Origin of the sequence: Maribacter aquivivus (assembly GCF_900142175.1) — a bacterium.
GTDB lineage: Bacteria > Bacteroidota > Bacteroidia > Flavobacteriales > Flavobacteriaceae > Maribacter > Maribacter aquivivus.
In genome coordinates this window covers 641128-655382 of sequence record NZ_FQZX01000001.1, presented here as the reverse complement: position 1 = coordinate 655382, position 14255 = coordinate 641128, and the positions used below count along the sequence as shown (strand labels likewise).

Genomic DNA, 14255 nt, shown 5'->3' with positions numbered 1-14255 from the left:
TCGTATCAACCTCTTCGTTTAAAATAGCCCAATAATTTTTTTACATAGCTTTCATCTACCCTGCAATCTAAAACTCCGCAACCAGCTTTGGTAAACGATTCTTTAAAATAAGCAACACGTTCTCTATTATATGTAGCATAAGCGTTACGTACTTTTTTAGATTTGGTATTCACCAATTGTAATTTACCGGTCTCTGTATCTTCAACTTGGACCATGCCTATATTTGGAATGGTTTCTTCACGTTCATCATAAATGCGAATACCTGTTACATCGTGCTTATTACCTGTAATCTTCAAAGTCTTTTCATATCCTTCATCAATAAAATCTGAAAGAACAAAAACGATAGCTTTCTTTTTCATGATACTGCTCAAGAATTTTAATGCCTGTGCAATATCTGTCTTGTTACTTTTAGGCTTAAATTCTATCAATTCTCTAATAATGCGTAAAACGTGTGTTTTTCCTTTTTTTGGCGGAATAAAAAGTTCTATTTGATCAGAGAACAATATAACACCCACCTTATCATTATTTTGTAGTGCACTAAAAGCTAATGTTGCCGATATTTCAGTAACGATTTCATTTTTAAATTGATTGGTAGTACCAAATAGTTCAGATCCGCTAATATCTACCATCAACATCATGGTCAATTCTCGTTCCTCTTCAAAAACCTTTATGTAAGGTTCATTATAACGGGCGGTAACGTTCCAATCAATATTTCTTACATCATCACCAAATTGATACTGTCTTACTTCGCTGAAAGTCATACCACGACCCTTAAAGGTAGAGTGGTATTCCCCACCAAACATATGGTCAGAAAGACGTCTCGTCTTTATTTCAATTTTTCGTACTTTTTTGAGTAGCTCTTTGGTATCCATTTTTTAAGTAAACAGTTTACAGTCTCCGTTAGCAGTGTATCATATTCGGCATTATTTACCAAATACCATAACTAGTTTAAGGTACTTCTATCTCGTTTACAATTTTGTTGATGATATCAACAGAGGTAATGTTTTCGGCTTCAGCCTCGTAAGTTATTCCTATTCTATGTCTTAAAACATCGTGTACAATAGCTCGTACATCTTCAGGAACAACATAACCTCTTCTTTTTATAAAAGCATAACATTTTGCAGCGACACCTAAGTTGATACTTCCCCTTGGCGAGGCACCAAAACTGATTAAAGGTTTTAAACTTTCTAAATTATATTTTTCAGGATATCTAGTGGCGAAAACAATATCAAGAATATATTTCTCGATCTTTTCGTCCATGTATACTTCACGTACTGCTTTTTGTGAACTTAGTATTTGTTCTATGGATACAACAGCGTTTACGGTCTCATAATTACCCAATAAATTCTGACGCATAATTAACTGCTCTTCATTGATTTTTGGATAATCAATAACAGTCTTCAGCATAAAACGGTCAATTTGCGCTTCAGGTAACGGGTACGTACCTTCTTGCTCAACTGGGTTTTGGGTTGCCATTACTAAGAAGGGCTTGTCAAGAATAAAAGTTTCGTCACCAATGGTCACTTGCTTCTCTTGCATAGCCTCCAGTAAAGCAGATTGTACTTTAGCAGGTGCACGGTTAATCTCATCTGCAAGAACGAAATTTGCGAAAATTGGACCTTTCTTAATAGAAAAATCATTTAGTTTCATATTGTAGATCATTGTACCAACAACATCTGCAGGAAGCAAATCTGGTGTAAATTGTATTCTACTAAAACTACCTTTAACAGCTTTTGAAAGTGTGTTTATCGCCAAGGTTTTTGCTAAACCGGGTACACCTTCTAGCAAAATATGACCTTGTCCTAAAAGTCCAATTAATAATCGTTCAACCATATATTTCTGGCCAACGATTACCTTATTCATTTCAAGCATCAGTAAATCGATAAAAGCGCTTTCTTTTGCTATTTTCTCATTAACAGCACTAATGTCAATTGAAGTATTTTCTTCCATTTAAAACTATATATTATTGATTGTTAAGGCTTCTAATTTTAACAGTTATGCAAATTGAAAATTTATTCACTCAGTCCCTGTTAATGATAGGTTAAAAAAATGGAAAACCCCATATTTTTATGAAGGTTTTAAGGGATTTCTTTTTAATTTCATTAATCAAATAACAATACGTTGAAATATTCTAGAATAATTGCAGGTACAATGACTTGGGGTAAATGGGGAAAACAACATTCTACCACCGAGATGATTTCATTGATGAATCATTGTTTAGAAAATAATATTACCACTTTTGATCATGCTGATATTTATGGTGATTATACCAATGAAGAAGATTTTGGTAAAGCATTTAAAAAAAGTGCTATCAAAAGAGAGGATATTCAATTGATCAGCAAATGTGGTATTCAGTTCAATGTTAAGGAAAGAAAGAATAGGGTTAAGCACTATCAATATGATAAAGACTACATTATATCATCAGTAGAGCGGTCTTTGAAAATGCTACAAACAGATCATTTAGATATGCTTTTGTTACATAGACCAAGCCCATTGATGAACCCTTCAGAAATTGCCGAAGCTATAGATAAATTGAAGGATGATGGAAAAATCAGGCAATTTGGAGTGTCAAATTTTACGCCGTCTCAAATTCAACTTATAGAAAAGGAAATTCAAGTTGAGGCGAATCAAGTTGAGTTTTCATTGTCCTCTAACACAGTAATGAACGATGGTACTTTAGATGATTGTATTGCGTTTGATAGGCTTGCAATGAGCTGGAGTCCGCTTGGTAATTATTTTAGACAAGAGTCTAAGGCAAATGCAAGGATTAAAAAAGTATTGGCAGCTTTCACTAAAAAGTATGATGCAACAGAAGACCAGCTTTTATTGGCTTGGATCTTAAAACATCCTTCTAACATTCACCCTGTGGTAGGCACGGCTACGCCTAAGCGTTTAAAAATGGCAATGGATGCCGTTTCAATTGATATGGATGTACAAGATTGGTTTATCTTGCTAGAAGCTAACGAAGGACATGAAGTTGCATAATTAAAATATAAAATGACGAAAACAGCATTTATTACAGGAGCTACCAGTGGTATTGGGAAATCAACAGCAATTCAATTTGCATTAAACGGAATTAATTTGGTCTTGTGCGGTCGTCGTCAAGATCGGTTAGATGCTTTAAAAGAAGAGCTTGGTAAAGAGGTGCAAGTGCACACTTTAAATTTTGATATCCGTAATAAAGAAGCTGTTCAAGAAGCAGTTGATTTGTTGCCAAAAGAATTTTCCCAAATAGATATTTTAATCAATAATGCAGGTAATGCTCATGGAATGGATACCATTCAAGATGGTAATGTAGATGATTGGGATGCCATGTTAGATATTAATGTGAAGGGGTTGTTGTATGTTTCAAAGGCAATAATTCCTCAAATGGTGGCTCGAAAATCTGGTCATATTATCAATATTGGTTCTACAGCCGGTAAAGAAGTATACCCAAAAGGTAATGTGTATTGCGCAAGTAAACATGCGGTAGATGCTATAAACCAAGGAATGCGAATAGATTTAAACGGCACAGGTGTTCGTGTTGGTGCGGTAAACCCAGGGTTGGTAGAAACCGAGTTCAGTAATGTTCGCTTTAAGGGCGATGAGGATAGAGCCGAGAATGTGTATAAAGGATTTCAACCCTTAAAACCAGAAGATATCGCAGATATCATTCATTTTGTCATTACTAGACCATACCATGTAAATATTGCCGATTTGGTAGTAATGCCAACAGCACAAGCTTCTTCAACTATTGTAGATAAAAATTAAAATATGAAAAGATTTTAGAATAAAATCTTTAAAGCCAAAAGCCAAAATTATAACTTATGATTAATAAACGCCTTTTGGTAAAAAACTTACTCGCTCATAACGACGAGAATAGTTTTTACGATAAAAAGCGATTTATTTCAATTGGAGAAAAAGAAGGTAAGGGTAAGTTTTTAAAGCATGTTTGTGCATTGGCAAATAGCAATCCTGCGAATAATTCTTTCATTGTTATTGGGGTTGAAGATGAGGATAATAAAATAGTAGGTGTAGATTTTTTTGATGATAGTAAGATTCAAAATTTGGTGAATGCCTATTTAGATAATCCTCCGTTAATATCTTACGAGAATATTCCATTTCCACATTTGTCAGAAGGTAAAGTGGTGGGTTTGGTGACTATAAAATCTATCGGTAAAATTTGTTCACTTAGAAAAAACATCTGGAAATATTATGGTGGTTCTGTATTTTTTAGAGAGGGCAGTATAAGCTTGCCTAAGGTTTTTGATATTGAACTTAAAGATAGTAACTCAGAGGCTGTCGCGACTATTGAACAGCATGCGAAAAACAATATAGAGCTTACCCTTGATGGTGTCATCGACTTTATAAACCACAGGCATAAAGATTTAGAAAGCGATTATAAAGTCTTTAAAGAACAATTTGTAGTCTGCTGGGCCGGTAATAAAAAAGTGGTCAATGGAGAAACATATTTCTACAGGGTCGATATTGAATTGATTAATGAGCAAGTAAAATTGTTCTACTCTAATTTAGATGAAGTTACCATCACATATAATAATGATTCATTTACCACCATTGAATATGTGCAGCTTGGGTTGGCCGCAAAACAAAAGTACTATCCTTTAGAAAAGGTGGTGATAAATTTCAGTGAAAACGGCACATACCAAATTACGAGCGATTTACTTTTTGAGCCACCGGTTCATAATGAAGACGAGCTAAAAAAGATTTATAAGAGCAATAATGCTTTGGTGGATAAGGCGAAAAAGAATACGGAATTGACTATTGCTGAAGTAAAGCAATTGAGATACTTAGCAGATTCATATTTAATATGCTTTCTCAACGGATTTGAAGAAGCAAAGGAACGAATGGAAAATGCTAGGCAGATTTTAAAGCCAAAATACCCGGGTATAAATGCTTCGCTCAAAGAAGCGCTTCGTGTACTTAGAAAAGTGAAGTATAGTTAGGACTAGGTTTTATTTAAAATACCTTCGTTCAGCATTTGTTTTGCTTTGTGGGCTTTATCAATATCTTCATTAGAAAGCCATATTTTTATACTACAATCTTCAAGGTCAATTTTTAAGTGTGCTTTGTTTTTATAATTGCTGCCCGATGCACTTCCTGTAAAAATATCTACTATAAAACTTAATACCGTAATGAACCAGTCCGTTTTCTTCTCAATGATATCGACATTTAGAAGTTTATTGAACAAATAAAATCCATTATTGCTAATATCTTTAGAATCAATTATCTCAAACTGGTCTTCACCAAAAATAATAGATGCCTTAGGTTTATCTCTTATTTGTATAGATGCATTCATTATTTAATTTAAGAAATAATCAAATATTTTTAATCCAAAGTTGCTCGTAGGGCTTTATAGGCAACTCATTATGGATAAGCTCAAAAGTTTTCCCGGTAAGTAGGTCAATAGAATTTTCACCTGCATGAATACCTATAGAAAGTAACCAGCCAATATTTAAGGTTTCGGTAACTTCATTAAAATTAGACAGTACCCAAACACTTTCATCTTCATGGGTTCTTTGGAAAGCAAAAATATGTTGATTAGGGCAGCCGTGAATTTTTATATCGTTGGAGTCTGCAAATGCTCTATGCTCCCTTCTTAGACGAATCATATGCTTTAATCCGTTGAAAATAATAGCGGAAGGACTGTCATCAGATTTTTTCAATTGAGCTACAGCACCCCAATTTTGCATAGGTCTATTTACCCATCTATTATCATTAACATGGTCCTCATTCTGCTCGTAGCTATAATCGTTTAATGTCCCTATTTCATCACCTGCATAAATCATAGGAATACCACCATAGGTTAGAATAATACCATGCATCATTAAAATTTTGGAGATAGCATAGTCAACTATATTCTTGTTGTTTTGTTCTAGAGCAGTTTCTAATCCTAGTAGAGATGCTGCACTTCCGGTAATTCTACCATCACCGTTTTTAGGGTTATACATAAATATGAGCCCTTTTGCCGGTGACCATTCTAATTTGCCACAGTAATAATTTAATAAAAACTGTTTGTGAGCAGCAGGTTCAGATCCTATTGCACGTACAAATTCATCGTCATAACCAAGTCCGATATCATCATGGCATCGAATGTAATTGATCCAGGTAGCGTCATTAGGTTTATTTGGGATTTCCGTGACACTCTTGACCAATAAATTGGCTTTTTTAGTGGCTATCGAATTCCATAATAAAGCCATTAGCGAGGCATTGTATGCAACTTCGCACTCATTACCTTCTGTGGTATCTTCGCCAAAATATTTTATAATATTTCTAGGGGCAACAATAGCTTCTGCCAAAAGAATAACGCCTGGTGCAATTACTTGCAAGCACATTCTAAAAAGTGAAATAAGGGTGTGCGCTTCAGGAAGATTTTGTGATGATGTTCCTAACTTTTTCCATAGAAATGCAAGAGCATCAAAACGGATAACATCTACGCCTAAATTTGCAAGAGACATTAAATTACCGAGCATTTCAATAAATACTTCTGGGTTTCTATAATTTAAATCCCATTGGTAGTTATTAAAGCAGGTCATTACCCACTTCTCCATTTCTTGGTTATAGGTGAAATTTCCTGGTGCTGATTGTGGAAATATTTCTGGCAGCGTCTTTTCAAACTCATCTGGTATATGACGGTCAGAATAGGTGTAATAGTAATTTTGATGGTGCTGGCTACCTTCTTTCGCTTTTTTTGCCCATATAAACTCATCTGAAGTATGGTTGACAACGAAGTCTAACATTAAGAACATGTTATGATCTCGAGCTTTTTTGGTAAACGTTGTAAAATCTTCTTTTGTGCCGTATTTAGGGTCAATTTCATGATAGCTATTTACAGCATAACCACCATCGTTTTCACCAGAAGGTCTTGTAGTTATGGGCATTAGGTGAAGAAAATTGACACCTAAATCTTGGAAATAAGGTAATTTATCTTTTAGTCCGTTAATGTCTTTGTTAAAGCGATCAACATACATCTGCATACCTACCATTTGTTCGCTCTGGTACCAGTTTCCAGAATTTAAGCGCGCAATATCTTGCTTTTGAAGTTCTGTAGGTCGGTCTTTGAAAAGTGTGTCTAAGGTATCTAAAAGTGTAAAGAAATATGCTTTATGCTCTGTTTCTTGGTACAATGAAAAAAACTGAGTCTTTACAAGAGAAAGATTGGTCGCTAGTCTTTGCTCAAATAAAGAACTTAAAGAATTTGCGCCTTTTTTCTTTTGACCTCTTTCAGCCAATAACCTTAGTAATTCAGCTTGGTTCATTTTAAGAGTCTAATTGTTGTAAAGTAGGAAGTGATTCAATTGCCCCAAAATTTTCAGTTGTAATTGCTCCAGCTTTATTAGCTCTGGCAACCATATTGGTTAATAATTTTTCGTCTGCTAATACGTTTTCAAACTTAGAATGTTGCGAGATTTGTTGCAATAAACAGCCAATAAAGGCGTCTCCGGCACCTGTGGTGTCCTTAGGGGTGACTTTTATACTTGGTATAGTTTTACTGAAATTAGCAGTGCTTAGTAATGTGCCTTCACTACCTAGGGTAATAACAATAATTTGGGTTCCCATTTCATGGAAAACTTGACATGCTTCATCTAAATTATCCTTACCAGAAAGAAGTTGTGCTTCCTCTAAACTAAATTTACATAAATGAGATTTTTCTATGTAAGGATGGCATTTACGAATAAAAACATCCTCTTTGTTTTTCCAAAGGTCTACCCTGTAGTTTGGATCAAAACTGATGAAGGCATTTTTAGTGATTCCATCAAATAAATATCTGTTATACGTCTCCTCTAATGAACCGCCCAATAGTGCAGTAGCAGCACCAAAATGCAATATGTTATTTTCAAATCTAGATTTAAGAGATGAATCATAAGTGAGTTCTTTGTCTGCACCACGGCTAAAAACAAAATCTCGCTCTCCATCGGCATCAATAGAAACAAATGCTAGAGTAGTAAAGGTGTCACTTTTTTGTGCTGAAGAAATATCTACTTTTTCATTTTCAAGAATACGTAATAAAAAGGTGCCAAAAGGGTCATCACCTACGCAACCAATAAAAAGACTTTCGCCACCAAGCTTACTAATAGCGCAAGAAACATTGGCAGGTGCCCCACCAGCTTTCTTAGAAAATTCTTTAGCTTTAGATAAATCTTTACCTTGGTTTTCAGCAACGAAATCAATCAACAATTCACCAATACAAAATACTTTTTTCATAGTTCTAAAAGAAAAATAAGGAAATCTAAGTTAATTAGAAAAAGGACCTACTTCCTAAATATTCTTAAGGAAATATTAAATTATTGTAGTTTGTAGATTATTTTCTTGAATTAATATGCCGCTAATTTTGGCTCTGTTCATGAATTGCATATCTTGATATTATACATTTTAAAACATACACTTACCATGAGTATATTTGATGAAATTAAGAAGAAACTAAGCCATGAGTTTATTGATATTATTGAATGGCTAGATACTACAAACGATACTATAGTCCATCGTTTTGAGCGTTATCAAAATGAGATAAAGAACAACGCACAGTTAATTGTTCGTGAAGGACAAACGGCAGTTTTTATTAATGAAGGACAATTAGCAGATGTTTTTAAACCTGGCACTTATACTTTAAACACTCAAAATCTACCCATATTAACGACCTTAAAAGGTTGGAAATACGGTTTTGACAGTCCGTTCAAAGCTGAGGTGTATTTTGTGAATACACACCTTTTTACCGATGAAAAATGGGGAACTAAAAATCCATTTATACTTAGTGATGATAGATTTGGCTTAGTAGAAATACGTGCTTTTGGTACCTATAGTTTTAGAATTAATGATCCAGGTAAGTTTATTATAGATGTGGTGGGTACAGATGGTAACTTCACGAATTATGAAGTTAATGAACATTTAAAAAGTTTAATAGTTACGCGTTTTACTGATACAGTAGGTGAAGCTAACTTGCCAATAGAATTATATGCTGCCAATACCAGTGAACTTTCAGAAACATGCCAAGAGGTAATGCAGCCAGAGTTTAATAGGGTTGGTATTGAGTTAGAGAAGTTCTACATCGAAAATGTATCGATGCCGGAAGAACTTAAGAAAGAAATTTTCGAATACAGCCGATTAGATAAGTTGGACATGACCAAATTAGCCCAATTCAAAGCTGCAAAGTCAATGGAGCTAGCAGCTAAAAATGAAGGTGGTACCGCTGGTGCCGGTATGGGTATGGGTATGGGCTTTGTATTAGCACAACAAATGGGTGGTTTAATGGGTCAGCCGGCAACGCAACCTTTTGGTGGGCAATCTGCACAGCAGCCACAGGCACCACCACCAATGCCAACGCAGGTAACTTATTTCTATGCAGTAAATGGGCATCAGTTAGGGCCTGTTGCGTTTGATAAGCTTAAGGAGTTATTTGCAAGCAGGACCATTAATAGGGATTCTCTTATTTGGAAACAAGGAATGGCAAGTTGGACCGCTTTGAAAGAAGTAGAAGAATTAAAATCTTTCTTAGGCGGTAATACACCACCACCTTTACCAACGGCATAATTAGAAACAATTATAACATACCTTTTATAGATAAGGGATACTTTCTATGGACGATATTCAACAATCGGAGTATAAAAAAGCATGTGCCAATTGTGGGGCCGAGCTTAAGTTTAAGCCAGGTTCACATCAATTAACATGCGAGTACTGTGGCTATGAAGAATTTATTGAGCAATCTAAAACGAGCTTTGAAGAATTAGAATTAGAGCATTACTTAAAGATTGTTGGTGAAAATGCCTATACCGAAACTATAGAGTTGTTGCATTGTAAAAACTGTGGCGCCAACCAACATGTAGAAGAAAACTACAAATCGCTTAATTGTGTGTATTGTAGCGAGCCTTTAATTCGAGAAGATATTGAAAAAGAAGGATGGATCTTACCGGGTGCTTTAGTTCCTTTTCAGTTAGATGCAAAAAAGGCACAAGCAATATTTAAAGGATGGGTAGGTAAAATTTGGTTTGCACCAGACAATTTAAAAAAAGCTGCTTTAGATCCAGAAGGATTACATGGACTTTATGTGCCTTATTGGACGTTCGATGCCAATCTGTTTGCGTCTTATCAAGGGCAACGCGGAGATTATTATTATGAAACCCAAACTTATAATAGTAATAAAGGAAAAAGAACAAGGCAGGTTAGAAAAACAAGGTGGACGTACGCTTCTGGCAAAGTAGATGGTTTTGTAGATGATATTTTAATCAATGCTTCAGAAAAGAAACGCAGGGAGATTCCTGCTAAAGTCGCTTTTTGGAACTTGAAAGATTTGGTTGTTTTCAATTCTAAATATCTATCAGGCTTTGTAACGGAAAAATACACGGTTTCCTTAAAAGAAGGGCATCACAAGTCATTTCAAGAAGCTAAGAACATTGCTTATAATTGGATAAAGCGAGATATTGGTGGTGATACTCAAAGAGTGGCAAATGCCGATATTAAGTTATCTGATGAAAAGTTCAAACATATTTTACTCCCCATTTACCTAAGTTCATATAGGTATGATGGTAAAGAGTTTAATTTTTATATAAATGGACAAACAGGTGTGCTAAGTGGAAATAGACCATATTCATTTTGGAAAATTTTCTTTTTAGTGATTTTTATCCTTGTCATAATAGCTATAATTGCGATTTTTGCTAAATGAGTACAAAAAGAACACTGGTTGTAGGTGACATTCATTCAGGATTACAAGCTTTAAAGCAAGTACTTGAAAAAGCAGCTATAACTGAAGATGATACTATAATATTTTTAGGAGATTATATAGACGGATGGAGCGAAGCTGTTGAAACCATAAATTATCTTTTAGAATTAAAAGAAACTTATAATTGTATATACCTACGTGGTAATCATGATGAGCTTTGTTATGAGTGGTTAACTGGCAAGGCAGACAACCCAACATGGTTTCTGCATGGTGGAGAGGCAACATCATATTCGTATGGTAAGGCTTCTAAAGAAACGAAAGATAGGCACATAAAGTTTTATGAAAGCTTGGAGAATTATTATCTAGATTCAGAAAACAGATTGTTTTTACATGCGGGTTTTACGAACCTAAAAGGAATAGAACATGAGTATTTTAAAAAAACGTTCTACTGGGATCGCACCTTATGGGAGCTGGCACTTTCATTAAATACAGATTTAGATAAAGATCACATTCATTATCCGAAGCGATTAAAAAACTATTCTGAAATTTATATAGGGCATACACCAGTTACTCGTATTGGTAAAACCACGCCGCAGAAAGCAGCTAATGTTTGGAATATTGATACCGGTGCAGCCTTTAAAGGACCATTAACTATATTTAATGCAGATACAAAAGATTATTGGCAAAGTGATCCAGTGTATACCTTTTATCCCAATGAAACGGGCAGAAACTAAGAAAACCGTTAACTTTACTAAAAAATAGATTGTTTTATTAACGATCTTTGAAAAAAAATAAACTATGTCTACTAAAAATATAAGATTAGAAGTGATGCAGGCCTTAGAGCCTAAGGTAGAAAGTTTCATGGATTCTTTCCTTATAAAACCAGAGGATATATGGCAACCAACAGATTTTTTACCAGATTCTCAAAAGGATACATTCTTGCAAGAAGTGAAAGATATTCGTGAAGAGTCTAAAGATTTAGGATATGATTTTTGGGTAACCATGGTAGCAGATACCATTACTGAAGAAGCGTTACCAACCTACGAATCTTGGTTAATGGATGTTGTTGGTGTTGATCAACACGGTGACCATAAAACGAATGGTTGGGCAAAATGGGTTCGCGCTTGGACGGCTGAAGAAAATAGACACGGAGATGTGTTGAACAAATATCTTTATTTATCTGGAAGGGTAAATATGAAAGAAATCGAGATTACTACCCAACATTTAATTTCTGATGGTTTTGATATTGGTACTGATCGTGATCCATATAAAAACTTTGTATATACCTCTTTTCAAGAACTAGCTACCAACATTTCTCATAAGCGAGTTGGGCAAATGGCAAAGAAAAAAGGAAATGCCTTATTAGGTAAAATGTGTACTATTATTGCTGGTGATGAAATGAGACACCATTTAGCATATAGAGAATTTGTAAAGACCATTATGGGTGAAGATCCATCTGGTATGATGATTGCCTTTGCAGATATGATGAAGAAGAAAATTGTAATGCCAGCACACTTTTTACGTGAGTCTGGTGGTACAATAGGATCGGCATTTGAGAATTTCTCTAACTGTGCGCAACGTTTAGGTGTGTATACTGCACAAGATTATGTAGATATTCTAAGTAAGCTTAATGCGTATTGGGAACTAGAAACTGTTCGTTCTTTGAATGAAGAAGCGGAAAAGGCACGTGACTATTTAATTAAGTTGCCTTCAAGGTTAGAAAGAATTGCAGAGCGCATGAAATTTCCACAAGATCAATATCACTTTAAGTGGGTTGAGGCAAACGGAGCATTATAAAATAAAAAAATCCCGATCAGTAATGATCGGGATTTTTTTTGCTTTAAACGGTATGTTTATAGTTTACCGTGTTTGTGTTCATCTTGCCACTTTACAAGTTCTGTCCACTTACCTTCGTAACACATTTTAGCTTGTAATGGCCAAGAAGCAGGATCGTGAATCTTATATCTTGTTCCGCCAGTATCCAATATTTTTTGACATGCTTCTAAGCTAGCCTCAGAAAGTTCTTTCCAGGTTTTAATACCATGGTCTTTGAACATGCCTTCAATTTTTGGACCAATACCTTCAACAAGTTTTAAGTCATCTTGCTTAATGGTTTTTCCAAAAGCAGCTTTTGCAGCAGAGCCATCAAAAGCTAAAGCGCTACTTGTAGCGGCACCGGCAGCAAAAGAGGCGGCAGATGCACCTAAATTAGTACTTGGTGCTTTAGGGGCAACGGGAGCAGGTGTTACTACTTTGCTTGCAGCAATTACTCTTTGGTTACACGCATCTAAATCAGCTTTTAATTTGCTGTTGCTTGCTTTTAGATTGTTTAAATCTGACAATTCGCCTTTAAGCTTTGTATTACTAGCGGTAAGACTATTGATTTCAGCAGAGTTATCTATAACCTTGGCAGAACCTTTTCCTAAAAGGTAACCTAATATACCGCAGATAAGACCTACTAATAATGGAATTATCCAGCACCAAATGTTCATATTTTCAAAATTCATGATTTTACTTATTTATAGGATTAGTGTATGTTTTATTTTAATGTAATAACTGTTCGTCTATTTTTTACTCTGCCTTCTTCAGTGGCATTAGTAGCGATTGGTTGCGTTTGTCCTTTAGACCTAGCAATTATTTTATCTGCAGCTATTCCGTTTTGCATTAAGTAATTTTTCGCGAATTCTGCTCTGTCTTGACCTAGTCTCATATTTGTACTTGCTTGCCCAGTTGCATCTGTATGGCCAACAACGCTTGCGGTAGCATCAGAAACTTTATCTAAGTATCTAGAAATATCGGCAACTTTTTGTCGTTGTGCGGCATCTAAGTGAATTGATGCTTCTGCAGTATTGAAATAAAGAATTAGCGGATCAGCTTTAATTTTATCATATAAAGCCTTTAGATCATCATCTGCAGTGGCAGATTTTTCTTCAAGATCAAATGAAGCAGCTCCCCAATATGTACCATCTTTTGGAATCATTTCATCCATAAGTTTACCTTGGGTATTAATTTGAGCAGTAGAAAATCCTTTAGAGGCTAAATCGTTTTTAATTGAATTTGCTCTTGCAAGTCCTAAGTTAGGAAACGCAGTATTGTTTTCTTCTTCACTTGTGTAATATCCTGTTACGTTTATAACATTACTTCCATTTGACTCTAAATGGCTTTGTAGACCAGAAACTCCTTCAGTCAATTCAGCACTTAAAGGCATTAAAATGTCGTGTGACGAAATGTTAAAGTTATAATTGTCATTGGTGTTGTAGGCAAATCCGTTTCCATCGATAGCGAAGGGGTAAGATGTAGCCGAGGGCGCTTTAATGATTTCCTTTTGTGTAGTGGGCTCTGTACTTGTAACCGCCGCACCGCATTCGCTGCAACAGGTTATAAAGAAGTAAGTACCGACTACAATGGTAATCAACATCAATAATAAATACTTGATTGTTCTTGTCATTGTACGTAATGTTTAGTGTTTAGCGCACAATTTATTAAAAAAATCTTAAAAATGTTAAAAGATTCGCACCTAATTACCTTACAATCAACATTATCTTAATATTAGATATGTTAAAATACATACCAACTATACAATAAGAAGGTGAAACGATAAAAA

The 14255-nt window shown here is 35.0% G+C and carries 14 protein-coding genes; 7 read left to right on the top strand and 7 right to left on the bottom strand.

The window, feature by feature from the left end:
- Window positions 1–5: 5 nt before the first annotated feature.
- Window positions 6–872: a DUF58 domain-containing protein gene (locus BUC31_RS02835; RefSeq protein ID WP_073241068.1), complete on the bottom strand. Its 867-nt coding sequence runs from the start codon at window positions 870–872 to the stop codon at window positions 6–8.
- A 76-nt stretch (window positions 873–948) separates the two neighbouring features.
- The gene (locus tag BUC31_RS02830) at window positions 949–1950 is read right to left on the bottom strand and encodes an AAA family ATPase (protein ID WP_073241066.1); all 1002 of its coding nucleotides are present in this window, start codon (window positions 1948–1950) and stop codon (window positions 949–951) included.
- 171 nt (window positions 1951–2121) lie between these two features.
- Between BUC31_RS02830 and BUC31_RS02825 the strand changes: the two genes are divergently transcribed.
- Genes BUC31_RS02825 through BUC31_RS02815 form a run of 3 tightly spaced genes read left to right on the top strand, consistent with a single transcriptional unit; the run spans window position 2122 to window position 4943 of the window.
- Window positions 2122–2985, top strand: coding sequence for an aldo/keto reductase (locus BUC31_RS02825; RefSeq protein WP_073241064.1), 864 nt, complete (start codon window positions 2122–2124; stop codon window positions 2983–2985).
- Between the two features lie 12 nt (window positions 2986–2997).
- The gene (locus tag BUC31_RS02820; protein WP_073241062.1) at window positions 2998–3750 is read left to right on the top strand and encodes an SDR family NAD(P)-dependent oxidoreductase; all 753 of its coding nucleotides are present in this window, start codon (window positions 2998–3000) and stop codon (window positions 3748–3750) included.
- A gap of 56 nt (window positions 3751–3806) precedes the next feature.
- Entirely contained in the window at window positions 3807–4943 is a 1137-nt protein-coding gene (locus tag BUC31_RS02815) for an ATP-binding protein (RefSeq protein ID WP_073241060.1), read from the top strand.
- Between the two features lie 2 nt (window positions 4944–4945).
- Here BUC31_RS02815 and BUC31_RS02810 read toward each other — a convergent pair whose 3' ends face one another.
- Genes BUC31_RS02810 through BUC31_RS02800 form a run of 3 tightly spaced genes read right to left on the bottom strand, consistent with a single transcriptional unit; the run spans window position 4946 to window position 8202 of the window.
- Window positions 4946–5296 (bottom strand): hypothetical protein, encoded by a 351-nt coding sequence (locus tag BUC31_RS02810; RefSeq protein WP_073241058.1) that lies wholly within the window; start codon window positions 5294–5296, stop codon window positions 4946–4948.
- Window positions 5297–5315: 19 nt separating this feature from the next.
- Window positions 5316–7256 carry an amylosucrase gene (locus BUC31_RS02805; RefSeq protein ID WP_073241056.1) on the bottom strand — a complete coding sequence of 647 codons (1941 nt, stop codon included), beginning with the start codon at window positions 7254–7256 and terminating at the stop codon, window positions 5316–5318.
- 1 nt (window position 7257) lies between these two features.
- Entirely contained in the window at window positions 7258–8202 is a 945-nt protein-coding gene (locus tag BUC31_RS02800; protein ID WP_073241054.1) for a carbohydrate kinase family protein, read from the bottom strand.
- 186 nt (window positions 8203–8388) lie between these two features.
- Here BUC31_RS02800 and BUC31_RS02795 point away from each other — a divergent pair, with 186 nt between their 5' ends.
- From BUC31_RS02795 to BUC31_RS02780, 4 genes are all read left to right on the top strand, one after another.
- Entirely contained in the window at window positions 8389–9525 is a 1137-nt protein-coding gene (locus tag BUC31_RS02795) for an SPFH domain-containing protein (protein WP_073241052.1), read from the top strand.
- 46 nt (window positions 9526–9571) lie between these two features.
- Complete coding sequence (locus tag BUC31_RS02790) at window positions 9572–10654, top strand: TFIIB-type zinc ribbon-containing protein (protein WP_073241050.1); 1083 nt, start codon at window positions 9572–9574, stop codon at window positions 10652–10654.
- The gene (locus BUC31_RS02785) at window positions 10651–11385 is read left to right on the top strand and encodes a metallophosphoesterase family protein (RefSeq protein WP_073241048.1); all 735 of its coding nucleotides are present in this window, start codon (window positions 10651–10653) and stop codon (window positions 11383–11385) included. Before BUC31_RS02790 ends, BUC31_RS02785 begins: the two co-directional genes overlap by 4 nt.
- Before the next feature lie 64 nt (window positions 11386–11449).
- The gene (locus tag BUC31_RS02780) at window positions 11450–12448 is read left to right on the top strand and encodes an acyl-ACP desaturase (RefSeq protein ID WP_073241046.1); all 999 of its coding nucleotides are present in this window, start codon (window positions 11450–11452) and stop codon (window positions 12446–12448) included.
- 56 nt (window positions 12449–12504) lie between these two features.
- Here the strand turns inward: BUC31_RS02780 and BUC31_RS02775 are convergent, their stop codons facing one another.
- Window positions 12505–13158, bottom strand: coding sequence for a hypothetical protein (locus tag BUC31_RS02775; protein WP_073241044.1), 654 nt, complete (start codon window positions 13156–13158; stop codon window positions 12505–12507).
- A gap of 32 nt (window positions 13159–13190) precedes the next feature.
- Window positions 13191–14099, bottom strand: coding sequence for an OmpA family protein (locus BUC31_RS02770; protein WP_073241042.1), 909 nt, complete (start codon window positions 14097–14099; stop codon window positions 13191–13193).
- Window positions 14100–14255 lie beyond the last annotated feature (156 nt).

Bases quoted from the DNA above. Each gene is read 5' to 3' on its own strand.
- BUC31_RS02800 (WP_073241054.1), bottom strand. From the start codon at position 8,202: ATGAAAAAAGTATTTTGTATTGGTGAATTGTTGATTGATTTCGTTGCT.
- BUC31_RS02770 (WP_073241042.1), bottom strand. From the start codon at position 14,099: ATGACAAGAACAATCAAGTATTTATTATTGATGTTGATTACCATTGTA.
- BUC31_RS02805 (WP_073241056.1), bottom strand. From the start codon at position 7,256: ATGAACCAAGCTGAATTACTAAGGTTATTGGCTGAAAGAGGTCAAAAG.
- BUC31_RS02815 (WP_073241060.1), top strand. From the start codon at position 3,807: ATGATTAATAAACGCCTTTTGGTAAAAAACTTACTCGCTCATAACGAC.
- BUC31_RS02820 (WP_073241062.1), top strand. From the start codon at position 2,998: ATGACGAAAACAGCATTTATTACAGGAGCTACCAGTGGTATTGGGAAA.
- BUC31_RS02810 (WP_073241058.1), bottom strand. From the start codon at position 5,296: ATGAATGCATCTATACAAATAAGAGATAAACCTAAGGCATCTATTATT.
- BUC31_RS02775 (WP_073241044.1), bottom strand. From the start codon at position 13,158: ATGAATTTTGAAAATATGAACATTTGGTGCTGGATAATTCCATTATTA.
- BUC31_RS02830 (WP_073241066.1), bottom strand. From the start codon at position 1,950: ATGGAAGAAAATACTTCAATTGACATTAGTGCTGTTAATGAGAAAATA.
- BUC31_RS02785 (WP_073241048.1), top strand. From the start codon at position 10,651: ATGAGTACAAAAAGAACACTGGTTGTAGGTGACATTCATTCAGGATTA.
- BUC31_RS02795 (WP_073241052.1), top strand. From the start codon at position 8,389: ATGAGTATATTTGATGAAATTAAGAAGAAACTAAGCCATGAGTTTATT.
- BUC31_RS02835 (WP_073241068.1), bottom strand. From the start codon at position 872: ATGGATACCAAAGAGCTACTCAAAAAAGTACGAAAAATTGAAATAAAG.
- BUC31_RS02790 (WP_073241050.1), top strand. From the start codon at position 9,572: ATGGACGATATTCAACAATCGGAGTATAAAAAAGCATGTGCCAATTGT.
- BUC31_RS02780 (WP_073241046.1), top strand. From the start codon at position 11,450: ATGTCTACTAAAAATATAAGATTAGAAGTGATGCAGGCCTTAGAGCCT.